The 13,175-nt window shown below is 50.3% G+C and carries 11 protein-coding genes and 1 pseudogene; 6 read left to right on the top strand and 6 right to left on the bottom strand.

Going from position 1 to position 13,175, the window contains the following annotated elements:
* Positions 1-77: 77 nt before the first annotated feature.
* From DWX00_RS13490 to DWX00_RS13500, 3 genes are all read right to left on the bottom strand, one after another.
* Positions 78-3,188, bottom strand: coding sequence for an alpha-mannosidase (locus DWX00_RS13490; RefSeq protein WP_117802517.1), 3,111 nt, complete (start codon positions 3,186-3,188; stop codon positions 78-80).
* A gap of 115 nt (positions 3,189-3,303) precedes the next feature.
* Positions 3,304-4,293, bottom strand: a complete 990-nt coding sequence (locus tag DWX00_RS13495; RefSeq protein WP_055221374.1) for a glycoside hydrolase family 130 protein — start codon at positions 4,291-4,293, stop codon at positions 3,304-3,306.
* 215 nt (positions 4,294-4,508) lie between these two features.
* Positions 4,509-6,380 (bottom strand): beta-N-acetylhexosaminidase, encoded by a 1,872-nt coding sequence (locus DWX00_RS13500; protein WP_117802545.1) that lies wholly within the window; start codon positions 6,378-6,380, stop codon positions 4,509-4,511.
* Positions 6,381-6,618: 238 nt separating this feature from the next.
* Here DWX00_RS13500 and DWX00_RS20160 point away from each other — a divergent pair, with 238 nt between their 5' ends.
* From DWX00_RS20160 to DWX00_RS13510, 4 genes and pseudogenes are all read left to right on the top strand, one after another.
* Positions 6,619-6,828 (top strand): hypothetical protein, encoded by a 210-nt coding sequence (locus DWX00_RS20160; RefSeq protein ID WP_226906391.1) that lies wholly within the window; start codon positions 6,619-6,621, stop codon positions 6,826-6,828.
* Positions 6,755-6,916, top strand: a pseudogene (locus DWX00_RS20730) (ATP-binding protein); the annotation flags it as partial. The gene DWX00_RS20160 and the pseudogene DWX00_RS20730, both read left to right, overlap by 74 nt.
* A 51-nt stretch (positions 6,917-6,967) precedes the next feature.
* On the top strand, positions 6,968-7,204 hold the full coding sequence (locus DWX00_RS20170; RefSeq protein WP_242998512.1) for a response regulator: 237 nt from the start codon (positions 6,968-6,970) through the stop codon (positions 7,202-7,204).
* Positions 7,205-7,351: 147 nt separating this feature from the next.
* Complete coding sequence (locus DWX00_RS13510; RefSeq protein ID WP_022463164.1) at positions 7,352-8,242, top strand: LysR family transcriptional regulator; 891 nt, start codon at positions 7,352-7,354, stop codon at positions 8,240-8,242.
* Between the two features lie 93 nt (positions 8,243-8,335).
* On the opposite strand, the gene DWX00_RS13515 is transcribed toward DWX00_RS13510, so the two are convergent.
* The 3 genes from DWX00_RS13515 to pflA form a co-directional block, all read right to left on the bottom strand.
* On the bottom strand, positions 8,336-9,913 hold the full coding sequence (locus DWX00_RS13515) for a flotillin family protein (protein ID WP_226906392.1): 1,578 nt from the start codon (positions 9,911-9,913) through the stop codon (positions 8,336-8,338).
* Positions 9,914-10,160: 247 nt separating this feature from the next.
* Positions 10,161-10,508, bottom strand: coding sequence for a HEAT repeat domain-containing protein (locus DWX00_RS13520; RefSeq protein ID WP_022463162.1), 348 nt, complete (start codon positions 10,506-10,508; stop codon positions 10,161-10,163).
* Positions 10,509-10,743: 235 nt separating this feature from the next.
* The gene (gene pflA, locus DWX00_RS13525) at positions 10,744-11,523 is read right to left on the bottom strand and encodes a pyruvate formate-lyase-activating protein (protein WP_330415499.1); all 780 of its coding nucleotides are present in this window, start codon (positions 11,521-11,523) and stop codon (positions 10,744-10,746) included.
* A 213-nt stretch (positions 11,524-11,736) separates the two neighbouring features.
* Here pflA and DWX00_RS13530 point away from each other — a divergent pair, with 213 nt between their 5' ends.
* Positions 11,737-12,054, top strand: coding sequence for a PadR family transcriptional regulator (locus tag DWX00_RS13530; protein ID WP_022463160.1), 318 nt, complete (start codon positions 11,737-11,739; stop codon positions 12,052-12,054).
* A gap of 17 nt (positions 12,055-12,071) precedes the next feature.
* Positions 12,072-13,127 carry a DUF4097 family beta strand repeat-containing protein gene (locus DWX00_RS13535; RefSeq protein ID WP_082424725.1) on the top strand — a complete coding sequence of 352 codons (1,056 nt, stop codon included), beginning with the start codon at positions 12,072-12,074 and terminating at the stop codon, positions 13,125-13,127.
* Positions 13,128-13,175 lie beyond the last annotated feature (48 nt).

Here is a 13,175-nt window from a genome sequence, read left to right on the forward strand (position 1 = left end):
GTCTTTTTCTGTTGCTCGGCATATCAACAATTGGTCCAGTGGACCAATTGTGATTTCTATATTTTATTTCTGTTTTCTTACTTCGCGGTGCGGATGCGGATCGTACGGATCTCATACGGCTTGATCGTAAGCTCAATCTCGTTCTCCTTCACACCAAGCGCGCCCTCGATCGGGTTCTCGAGAAGGTCGGTCTCCTCAGCGGATGCAATTGCCTCTGCGCAGTGCAGGGTCACTTTCGTTCTTGCATTCTCCACCTCGTACAGACGAACGATTACGCCGTCGCCGTCCTCTGCCTTCTTCACAGTCTCAAGCACTACGTCGCGTTTGTCTACAGACAGGAATTCCATGCGGTCTTTCTCTGCTGCACCTGCAACTGCTTTTGCCGGTACGTTCAGGTTCAGAGCTTCCTGCTCGGTGCCTGCCTCACGCCATGTTCCTGCGTGCGGATACAGAGAGTAAGTAAAGAAATGCTCTTCCTGGTCTGCGGTCAGGTTCGGCTCAGTTCCGGATTTGATCAGAGTCTGCGTCATCACACGGTTCTTCATGGAATAGCCGTACTTGCAGTCGTTCATCAGGCTGACGCCGTAGCTTCCCTCTGAGATATCAGCCCATTTGTGGCCGCATACTTCGAATCTTGCCTGATCCCAGCTTGTGTTGGTGTGCAGTTTTCTTGTCACATTACCGAACTGGATATCGAAAGTTGCCTCGTCGCTGTGAACGTCTACCGGGAAGTGAACTTTCAGTACATGCTCGGCGAACTTCCAGTCAACGTAGGTTTCGAAGTCGATTCTGCGGTCTTTTGCATAGAAATGGATCTGCTGGCGGATGACGGTGTCCATCACTTCGCGCTCAATTTCCAGTGTTGCGCGGACCGGACCGTTTTCTGTCCACTCCATGCGGCGTACACCCTCCACCTTCCAGGATTTCTCGGTATGGAAGATATCCAGGTTCCATGCGCTGTACTGCAGAGGTTTGTCCTCATAGATACGCAGCTCGTTGCCGGTTGTTCCGCTCTGAAGCACTTCGCGGTCATTCTCTTTATCAAACAAGGAAGTGAATTCACCGTTTGCATCGATCTGGATCGTGTAGAACGGAGTCTCAAGGGTATAGCCCTCTCCAGCTTCTGTTACAGCAAATGGCGTTTCCGCAGCGGCTCCGCTCGTCGGGCGCAGAACCTGATATCCTTTGGACGGCAGGTTTTCTGCATAGACAATGGCTCCGTCTTTCGTCTGCTGTACCGGATATACGGTGGTTCCGTCGGTCATGGCTTCTGCCGCGGTCTCACCGAGTACAACAACGTCGTTTCTTCTGTGGCCGAGAGTGTTCCATACGGTCACGCTCTCGTCTTTTGTTCCGCAGAGTGCTTCCATGCGCTCGCCGATCAGTTTTGCTGATGTCTCCGCAATCTCTGCATATTCTTTCTTCGTCTGCTCATATACCTCATGGATCGAGGAGCCCGGCAGAATATCGTGGAACTGGTTGGTCAGGATCATCTCCCACATGCGGTTCAGTTCTTCGGTCGGGTATGCTTTTCCGGCGTTTTCGGCCAGAACGGACAGAAGCTCTAATTCCATCATCGCGTACTCGCTCTTACGGTTGCCGCGTTTGTTGCGTGCCATCGAGGTGTATGTTCCGCGGTGGAACTCAAAATACAGTTCGCCGATCCAGGTTGGGAGGCGTTTGCTGTCTTTTACCTTCTCATGCAGCTCGTCGAAATACGTTCTCGCAAATGCCTGGCGTACTTTCGGCACACCTTTGATGCCTTTTTCCATACGTTTGGATGTCTCCAGCATTCTTCTGGTCGGGCCGCCGCCGCCGTCTCCGTAGCCGTAGCTGATCAGGATATCGTTGTTGATGTCCTTGTTCTGGTAGCGGTCCCATCCGCCCATGATGGCATCCGGGTGCAGCATTCCGTTGTATGTGGTAAAGAAGCTCGTCTCCGGCTGTCCGACGCCGAGCGTTGTGATCATATGAGTGAATACTTCACTTCCGTCGATGCCTTCCCAGTTCATCGTATCGTACGGCACTTTGTTGAACTCGTTCCATGCCAGTTTGGTCGTCATGAAGTAGTCAATTCCGCATTTTTTCAGAATCTGCGGCATCGCTGCGCTGTATCCGAAGACATCCGGCAGCCACAGGATCTTGTTGTCCACGCCAAACTCTTCTTTGAAAAAGCGTTTTCCGAACAGGAACTGGCGCACGAGGGACTCTCCTGAAGTCAGGTTGCAGTCTGCCTCAACCCACATGCCGCCTTCCGGCTCCCAGCGTCCTTCTTTGACTCTCTGGCGGATTTTCTCGTACACTTCCGGGTGTCTTTCTTTGACAAAGCTGTAGAGCTTCGGCTGGCTCGACATGAAGTGATAGTTCGGATACTCCTCCATCAGTTTTAATACCGTTGCAAAGCTTCGGCAGGATTTCTGGCGAACCTGGTCAATCGTCCACAGCCATGCCACATCAATGTGGGTGTGGCCGATGCACGTTGCCACAACTTCGTCCCAGCCGCCCATTTTTTCATAGATCTCTTCCTGGATGCATTTTTCTGCCTCTTCGATGGAAGCGTAGAACTCTTTACTGTACGGCTTGCGCAGGTCCAGCAGATTGATCGTGTTGGTCAGTGCGGTTTCGAGATCCAGACGCGTTTTATTATCCTCGTCCATACGGTTCAGGCCCTGCATCGGAACGATAAGGTCGTAATAGATCTCCTCGATTTTCGCATCATGCTCCTCAAGGTCTGCCAGCAGACGGAACTCGCTGTGCAGCGTTCCGGTGTAGGACTGCAGGTCAAGCTGGATTTTTTCACCGGCCTTTGCGTTTTCTCTTACAAGTACTTCGCGGTGGTTGATATCCATACCCTGGATCACTTCGCCGTTTGCAAACAGCAGGAACTGCGGGTTTCTTCCGTCATCCCAGTCGTCCAGTCCTGCATGGACTCTCATCCAGAGATTTTTTCCATCGAAACTCTCCGGAATGGTGATGGTGGTGCGGAACCAGTAATGTTTGTCCGGTCCGTACCAGCGGTCATTGACCGTATCAAACGATGTCCACGGCTCTTTTGATGCATCGGCCTCTGCCGGTGTGATATAGCATCCGTTTTTCACCTGCATATCGGTGATTTTGATTTTCTGTGAAATCGAAAGTCTTGCCAGTTCCTGGCAGATCACGTTCACACGCTCTTTTACAAATTTCATAGTGCCTCCTTATGCTTTCCATGGGGTCATTTTTAAAAAGAAAGTCCGCCGGACCTGCAGGCTTCTTTCACCCGTAAGCCCGGCGGACTTGTCGCTTTTTAAGTTATCTTATAAATCAAAGGCTATTCTCTTTCACATAGTTCAGCAGCTCATCTACGGTTGTGAATGCCATACCGGTTACAGTATCTGCGCATCCGTAGTAGATAGTGATTCTTCCGGTTGCTGCATCGCTTAAGGTTGCGCACGGGAATACTACGTTCGGAACATCACCCATGCACTCGTACTGGGTGATCGGAGCCATAATATAGTCTTTCGTTCTGTATTTTACTTTCCACGGCTCGTCGATATCAAGCAGTGCGCATCCCATACGATATACGTATCCGTTGCAGGTTGTGATAACGCCGTGGTAGATCAGCAGCCATCCCTCATCTGTTTCGATCGGAACCGGGCCGGCACCGATCTTGGTGCACTGCCATGCAGACTCATCGCCGCGGACCGGGCTCATCATGTGACGGTGTCTTCCCCAGAATTCCATATCTTTACTCTGGCTGACAAAGATATCGCCGAACGGTGTATGGCCGTTGTCGCTTGGACGGCTCATCATCATGTAGTAGCCGTTGATCTTTCTCGGGAACAGCACGCCGTTACGGTTGAATGGAAGGAATGCGTTCTCAAGCTGAACGAATTTCTTGAAGTCATAGGTGTAAGCAACACCGATGGTCGGGCCGTGATAGCCGTTGCACCAGGTTACATAGTATTTGTCGTCGATTTTGCAGACACGCGGGTCATAACGGTACTCTCTTGTCAGAATCTCCTCGTCAGCGCCCTCAAATTTGATCGGTTCATCCTCGATCTCCCAGTGGATACCGTCTTTACTTCTTCCAACGAAGATGTCCATGCTGATGGAACGGCTGTCGCAGCGGAATACACCTACGTATCCGTCCTCGAACGGTACGACTGCGCTGTTGAAGATACTGTTGGAACGTTTCTGCTCGTAACGGCCGATGATCGGGTTCTGATCATAGCGCCATACCGGCATGTGCTCTCCTGCTGGTTTTTCCTGCCAAGGCATATCCGGCAGATTGTTTCCGATGATTTTACTCATGATTGTTTCCCTCTGTGAAAATTATTTTTTTCTTTCTCTCTTGTCACGCCATACGGACATTTTTGATCTTTCGATCCGATACTTCTATCTTCGTCCATTTCTGCGCAAAAGTCAAGTGTTTTTGTTCACTTTTATGTAAATTTTCGTTTTCTTTGTTACTTTTTATCGTTCATTTATTCTCTTTTTCTGTTCATTTTGTTTACAAACAGATTTTTTTATTTTTCGTACGGTTTTCTTCCCCGCAGAATATCGGCATACCAGAATACAATTTCCGCAATGTGGTGCAGATCGCCTTCTTTGCTGATGCTTCTCCAGGACGCTTTATACTTCATAAACCAGGTTTCCAGCCGTCCCGCAAGTGCCGCGCAGGCTGCCTCATCTTTTTCTTTTCCAAGCTCGATATCACACAGTCTCGCACCCGTCTCATTCCAGATGTCAATCGCTTCCATCGTGAGTTCCAGCACCGGAACCATTGGACGGCAGGATTCTTCCAGAGCACCGGCTGTCTTTTTCAGTTCTTTTTTCAGAGCCGCAATTGTTTCCTTTGCAGCTGCACGCTTCGCCTCATCCTGGATTCTCGCGTCAAACAGCGCATTCCGGTTGTTCGGATGACCGAGCACTTTTTCCTCGTAAACGACGTTGGCATCCCACCAGTCAAAGATGGAGCATTCTGCCGTTTTTGCCATATAGGAAACGAATTTTCCGCTCCGGTCGCCGTAGGCCAGACGGGAAATCTGTTCATTCAGCTCCTCAAAGCTGTCGGTATCGTCTCCCCAGGAGAAGACGGCTCCATAGATCATGCCAGGAAGGGAAAAGTCCGGCTGATTGATGTGGCCGCAGTCACCCCAGTCTGTGTTCAGAACACCTTCCGCATGGTATTTTCTCGCATAGCCGCACATCCGTGCGATATTTTTGTAGCTGTTCTCCACCAGGTTCATCCACTGGTTCCAGCCGCCGACCCCAGGACAGAGATACTGTCTTGCACCAGCTTCCGCCATCACTTTTGCCTCATGCTCTCTCTGCTCGGCTGCATAGCCCCAGGTCAGGCAGACGGTTTCCTCTGGCAGCTCTTTGATCAGCTCCGGCTGTGCGCAGATGATATCGCCCCAGAACATCGGCTTTTTGCCTTTTGCCACGAGAAACTCGCAGAGCTCTTTTACATAGTCGATATACAGGCGGTGAACGCCTTTCTCGTCTGCCAGCGGTTTCGATTTTCCTTTTCCAAGGTCGAACGTTTCGTCCGCGCAGATGTTGAATTTATCCGTGGCAAAAAGCGCCATGTACTCCTCGATCATGGCCTTGATCAGCTCGATCGCTCTGCCGCCGGAGACATCCACCGTGTGATGCTGCATCCGGTCCCAGAAGGAAAACGGCTCTTTCCAGCTGTCTGGGAATTCACAGAGGTCGCCATAGCTCTTTGTGGAGAGCAGCATGTACAGATGGCCGAACGTTGCGATCGACGGCACCAATTCGATATGAAGCTTTGCGCAGTACGCATCCAGCTCGCGGATTTCCTCTGCCGTAAGCGGCGTCTCATCGCGCCACATCTCGGAAAGTCCGGAGAACAGATACGTGTGCTCCACATAGAGCTGCAGCTGGTTCAGCTTGTAGTACGCCATGCGGTCTGCCACCTGTTTTAAATAGGAAAGTGTCAGCACACGGCCTCTCGTCTCATCGAGATAATAGCCGCGCACCGGCAGATCCGGCTCATCCTCGATCCGCACGGCAGGAAGCAGTGCACCGTATTCGTGCATCATCTGGCACAGCGTCTGCACACCGTAGAGCACGCCGGCTCCGTCTCCGCCCTGGATGCGGATTTCCTCCTCTGTCACCTGCAGCACATACTGCTGGCTTTTCCTTGTCTCATCCAGTTCCAGCACAATCGCGCCGGTCTCTTTTCTTCCCGGAACGCCGTATCCGATATCGTACTGCATTCCGGTTTCCTTTTTGATTCCCTTCTGCAGCACTTTCGCATACGTATCCCCATTTCCCAGCAGTCTGCCATCCAGTACAATTCTGCCGTCATAGCAGAGTGCATGTTCCCCCGTCAGGAGTTTTACCTCTTTTGGTTTTGGTAAAAATTTCATTTTCCTTCTCCTCTTGTTTTTTGTTTTCTTTGTAACCATAGAACTTTCACTGAACGTTAAGTAACATTTTGAAACCACTTTTCTCTTCTCCCCCATCCTACCATATTTTTTCCACATATTCCACAATAATTTGTAATTTTCTTCAATTTTTTTCAAAATTTCTTCCTGTTCTGCTCTTTTATATGTAAAGTAACTTTTGTTTCCCATTTTCATTCCGGAACAAAATCTGTTTTTTCGGATGAATGCGATCATCGGCTTTACCGCTCTGGCTGCCGCCCACGTCAATCAGCCGGACCAGGTGCAGGAATACCTGAACAAGATTTCCACCTCCGGCCAGCACCTTTTTCCGCCTGAACCAGATTCTGCTGAATCTGCTGAGCAATGCCACGAAATTCACACAGAACGGCAGCACCATCATTGTCCGTATTATTCAGAAACCGTACTATAAAAAAGGGTATGCGCTCTACGAATTCCACGTCCGCGACAACGGCATCGGCATAAGCCGGGAATTCCAGGAGCACCTCTTTGAATCGTTTACACGCGAGGAGACTTCTACGGTCAGCGGCATTCAGGGTACGGGACTTGGCATGGCGATCAACGTCAGCCATATGGTACAGGAAATCGCGATGGAGCTCCTTTCGAACGCCGGATTTTCCGTCAGCCTTGCAGACGACGGCGATGTTGCCGTTGAGACGCTCCGCACCGCAGCGCCGGATCAGTTCGATCTGGTGCTGATGGATATTCAGATGCCGAAACTCGACGGATACTCTGCAACGCGCCAGATCCGCACGCCGGACGGCGCCATTGCCAAAGTGCTTGGCTGATTCCCCTTTCTTATCTGCCGGAACCGTGAATTTTCTCTTACTCGAAAAAGAGGAGAAAAAGTTCACGGTTCCGGCAGATTTTTTCTTGCATTCTTTCGGGGAAGTGTGCTAGAGTGAAGATATCATATTTTATAAGAGGTGCTTATTTTGGATATTAATTACGAGTTATATAAGGTTTTCTATTACGTTGCCACCACACTCAGTTTTTCCGAGGCCTCCAAGCTGCTTTTTATCTCGCAGTCGGCGGTCAGCCAGTCGATCAAGGTTCTGGAGAAAAAGCTTGGAATCACGCTCTTTATCCGCAGTACAAAGCGCGTGCAGTTAACGCCGGAGGGAGAAACGCTGCTGCGCCACGTAGAGCCTGCGATCAACCTGATTGCGCGCGGTGAAGCACAGATTATGGAAGCGGGAACGCTTGGCGGCGGCCAGCTCCGCATCGGCGCGAGCGACACAATCTGCCGCTATTTCCTTGTTCCGTACCTGAACCGTTTCCACCGCTCCTTTCCGAATGTCCACATCAAGGTGACAAACCAGACTTCGACCCAGTGTGTCGATCTGCTGGAATCCGGCCAGGTGGATTTCATCGTGACCAATTATCCAAACTCGCATCTTTCCAGCCGTCTTCACACGATTCCGATTCATTCGTTCCACGATATCTTCATCGCGAACGGCGAATATTACCCGGAACTGGAAAACAGGCCGGTTCACTTAAAAGAGCTGCTGCAGTACCCGATTCTGATGCTCGACCGCAAGAGTACGACGAGTGAGTTCCTGCACAGCCAGTTTCAGCGGTTCCAGCTCGACCTCGTGCCGGAAATTGAGCTTGGCAGCAACGATCTTCTGATCGACCTGGCGAGTATCGGCCTTGGCATCGCGTTTGTGCCGGACTACTGCCTTGTAAAAGAGACGGCGGCCTTCCAGCTCGACCTCGTGGAGGAGCTTCCGCCGCGCCAGCTTGTCGTTGCCCACAGCTCCCATCTGCCGATCCCGCAGGCGGCAAAAGAGTTCATGAGCATGCTGGAAAAAGGCGCCGAATAACTTTTTCCGATCTATACGTCAAAAGAGGCAGGATCCTCAAGAAATTTTTCTGGATCCCTGCCTCTTTTTCTGTTTTTATGATCCGTTCTGGATTTACTGCTCGCTGCCGTCTTTCTGCACCGGTTCGGATGCTTCCGCTTTTTCCGGGCTTTCTGCATCCGCTGCTGCCTTTCCGGCTTCTGCTTTCAGATACTCTTTGAGCTCTTCCGGGCTGGAGATCTGAATGTTGCGGTTTACTTTTGCATCGTATGTATCGGCTCTCATGATTTCGGAGAGATCGACACCGGTCGCCTCTTTCATCGACTCAAACAGCTTTGCCATCACCACCGGCACATTGCCCGCTACGGAGCCGATGCCGTTGTCTTCGCTTCCGCCGCCGATGATCGTAATCTTGTCGATCTGGCTGAGCGGCTCTGCGATCTTTCCGGCGATCTCCGGCAGAACCTTGATCATCATCTCTGCCATTGCGGCTTTGTTGTAGCGCTGGTAAGCCTCAGCTTTCTTCTCCATACCTTCGGCCTCTGCAAGTGCCTGGGCACGGATGGATGCGGCTTCCGCCTCACCTTTTGCCTTGATACCGAGTGCTTCCTGCTCCATCGCATAGCGCTGGGCTTCTGCCTGGGCTTTCTTTGCCTCCGCCTCGCGGATTTTTTCGAACTGGTCTGCCTCTGCGTCTTTCTGACGGCGGTACAAATCTGCCTCTGCCTGCTGCTGTTTTGCGTAACGCTCGGCCTCGGCTTTCTTCTTGACTTCTGCCTCGAGGGATTTCTCGGTTACTTCTACTTCTCTGGCACGGAGCTCAACCTCGCGCTCCTGACGGGCGATGTTCGCATTCGCGGAAGTGATTTCCAGCTCTTTTCTCTGCTGCTCTTCCTGAATCTTGTACGCTGCATCTGCCTCTGCCTTTTTGATATCGGACTCTTTTTTCAGCTCTGCCGACTTGATTGCCAGATCGTTGTTTTTCTTTGCGATCTCAGTCTCGGCAAGAACGCGCTCATCGTTCGCCTCTTTATTTGCACGCGCCTGGGCAATTTTGATTTCTTTCTCGGAATTGGCACGGGCGATCGCCGCGGATTTCTTGATTTTTACGATATTGTCGATACCGAGGTTTTCAATGACCTGATTGGAATCAACGAAATTCTGTACGTTGAAGCTGATGATGTCAAGTCCCATCGCAGCCAGGTCCGGTTCTGCATTTTCTTTGACCAGCTCCGCAAACTTCTGACGGTCGGAAACCATCTCTTCCAGACGCATCTTTCCAACGATCTCACGCATGTTTCCTTCAAGGACTTCTCTTGCAACCTTGGCAATATATTCGCTGTCGCGGTTCAGGAAGTTCTGGGATGCTTTCTGGAGCTTCTGCGGTTCGTCCCCGACTTTGATGTTGACGGCTGCATCCACCTGAATATTGATGTAGTCAGCGGTCGGCACGGCGTCGCTCGTCTTCACATCAATCGCTACCAGCTTCAGACTCAGCTTGTCCAGCCGCTCAAAGAATGGGAGCTTGATGCCGGCTTTACCGATCAGGATCCGCTGGCCTTTTTGGAAACCGGAAATAATAAATGCGGTATCCGGCGGCGCCTTCACATAACCGCTCGCCAGAATGGCAAGAATGATCACCACAACGGCGATCACGGCAATCATGGTTGCATGTTCGAATACAAATTCCATCTTGTTTCCTCCCTTTTTTCTGCGGATGCTTTTCGCTCCGCGTTCTGCTTTTGTGTCTGTGTTATTTTCACTATAGCATTTTTTGCGGGATAGATACAACTGCATTATTATTACGATTTTGTAAGATTTCTGTTCGGGCAAAAACAATCCGCTGGAGCAGATTCTGATATGCCTTGCAACAAAAAAACGAAGGAGCTTCTTTTTACAGAAACTTCTTCGCCTTTCCTTTTTTTCACTGATCCTGCTCTTATGCTCTTTCGACAATCTTCTCCAGCGCTTTTGTGATCGCTGCTTTCAGCTCCGTCTGATCTGCCGGTGTCTTGACGGCCAGCTGACGGATCAGTGCTGTTACGTGATCGTCTCCAACCTCACCAAGGCTCGTAACGGCCGCGATTTTTACGTCTACATCGTCTACTTCCAGAAGAGAAGTCAGAATATTAACAGAACCATCATTTCTCGAAGCTGCACAGGCTTTTGCAAGCGCTACCTGCGTTGTCTTGTCCGAATCCAGATACTGTTTTCTTAATTTGTCCCATTTTCCTTTTTCCACCATTTTTTTCAGCTTGTCTTCCGATGCCTCTTTTGAACCAAACATTGTAAATCCTTCTTTCTTTTTGCTCTTATTTTTGGTGGATGCAGCAACTGCCGCGGCGAATCAAAAAGGTTCGTAGTGTTTTTGCTGTCGTCCCTGTCATGTCCGCCACATTGTAACCATGCTCTCGTCCATAACAGAAATTATACTCCTTTTCTTCTGGTTTTTGAACAGAAATACTATAAAGTTTTTATAAAAATTGTTACTTTTTCACATTTTTTTCTTGTTGTTCTGCTTTTTATTTCAGATATCCCGTATATTCCGCCGTATGCAGCAGTTTATTGGCGTTTTCCACGCGCTCTTTGGTCGGCGGATTGATGCCTTCGAGTTTGTATGGGATTCCTAAGGTTTCCCATTTGAATACGCCGAGGGTGTGGTATGGGAGAACCTCTACGCGCTGTACGTTGTGCAGGCTGTGTAAAAACTCATCGAGGCGAATCAGATATTTGTCGTAGTCGCTGCGTTCCGGGACGAGGACGTGGCGGATCCAGACTGGTTTGCCGATCTCGTCAAGGTAGCGCGCCAGGTCGAGGATGTTCTCGTTGGTGCAGCCGGTCAGCTCTCTGTGCGCCTTGTCGTCAATCAACTTGATATCGAGCAGCAGCAGGTCGGTGTATTTCATCAACTCATTAAATTTGCTGAAATACGGCTCCTCTCTTGTGAACGGATTTCCACTGGTATCCAGCGTTGTGTGAACGCCGTTCTTTTTTGCCTTGCGGAACAGCTCGATCAGGAAGTCGATCTGCAGCAGCGGTTCTCCGCCGCTTACAGTAATGCCGCCCTTTTCGCCCCAGTAATTTTTGTAGCGGAGCGCCTTTTTCAGCACCTCATCTGCGGTCTGCCAGTCGGCATCTTTCATCGTCCAGGTATCCGGGTTGTGGCAGAACTGGCAGCGCATGTTGCAGCCCTTCACGAAAATCACGTAGCGTACGCCAGGTCCGTCGACGGATCCGAAGCTCTCGATCGAATGGATCGCGCCCTTTACCGGGCCATTGTTATTCTGATTCATTTCACTCATATTTTTTCCTCTTCTTTCCAACTTACTATCTTTCTATTTTTCTGTATTTTCCGGTCAAATTTCAGGGTTCTGCTTGATTATACGGAAATCCGCGGTTCTTTTCAAGGCTTTTCCATGTACAAAATCGAACACATGGCAGGATAAAAATTTGGTTTGCTATATTGCATTATGATATAGTGTGTGTTATGATCTACTCAACAAGGAGGTGTTCATATGAATCCACAACTCAAAAAGGGCGTCCTAGAGCTCTGTGTCCTCTCCCAGCTGACAAAAGAGGACAAATACGGCTATGAGCTGACAGACGCCATTTCCCGCGAAATGTCCATCGCCGCAGGAACGCTCTATATGATTTTAAAACGACTCAAGGAAGCCGGTTACGTGGAAACGTATCTACAGGAATCCGCATCCGGCCCTGCCCGGAAATATTACCATCTGACTGAAGCAGGAACAGCTTATCAGCAGGAGAAAAAACAGGAATGGCTGGATTTCACCCAGCAGATCAACCGACTGATTTCAGATGAAACGATCTGACGATAGAAAGGAAAATCATGATGAATACAACGTATGAAACTTATATGAATGCATTGAAACAGGGCCTTGCATCCTTTGATTCTGCCGCCGCAGAGGAAATTTTAAACGATTTCGAATCCCATTTCGCCGACGCCCGCAGCCAGGGTCTCTCCGATGAGGAAATCTGTGCGGAACTCGGCAATGTCGACGATGTCCTCGAATTTTTCCGTCAGGAATATGCCACAACGGAGCAGCCTGTTGCAAACGTGCTGCCACAGGAGAAAACCCACTCCAATTCTGAAGAAACACATCCGAACTACCCGTACGCCCCTTCCACCGCCATCACCGCTATGGAAATCTCCCTGCGGAACGCTTCTGCCGACTTTGCTCCGGGCACTTCCGCTTCGGTTGAGTTTGACTTTTCCGGCGACTTCGATCCGGACCGCTTCGAAGCAGGCATTGAGGGCAATACGTTCTGTCTGCGAGAGAAAAAGCTCATCCCTTCCGTATTCTGGAAACATCTTTTCTGCAATAATCACCAGAAAGAGGTGTTCTCCTTCCAGGTGCCGTCCACCGTACAGAAGCTGACGCTCCGCTCTTTGAACGGCGCGACCGGGCTTGATACCCTCTCCCTTACTACGCTCGAAATTTCCGCCACAAACGGCAAAATCACCGGCGATTCCCTTTCCGCATCCAGCTGCCGCATACAGGCTGCGAACGGAAAGATCGTCCTGACCCGTCTGCGCACAGACAGCCTCGATGTTTCCGCCACAAACGGCAGACTTGAAATCACCGGCGACTGCTCCCGCGCAGCTTTAAACGGTGTCAACGGCAAAGTCCTCTTCGAGGGAACCTGTTCCGAGTCCCTGACAGCAAAATCCGTCAACGGTTCCGTGAAACTCCATCTCCCGCACGACCTTGCCGATGCGTCCATTCATGCATCCACGACAACCGGAAAAATCCGCCTCGTCTCCAATGGAAGAACGGAATCCTACACAAAAACATTCACCCGCTCCGGTATTTCTGCCTTCACCATTCAGGCAAGTACCGTCAACGGAAATGTCCTGCTCTCTGACTTGCCGGCAGAAAACTGACAAAAAAGAATGGACTGGATAAAATGTTTTTCTTTAGTCGACTGATAT

The organism is Blautia sp. AF17-9LB (assembly GCF_003479185.1).
GTDB lineage: Bacteria > Bacillota > Clostridia > Lachnospirales > Lachnospiraceae > Fusicatenibacter > Fusicatenibacter saccharivorans.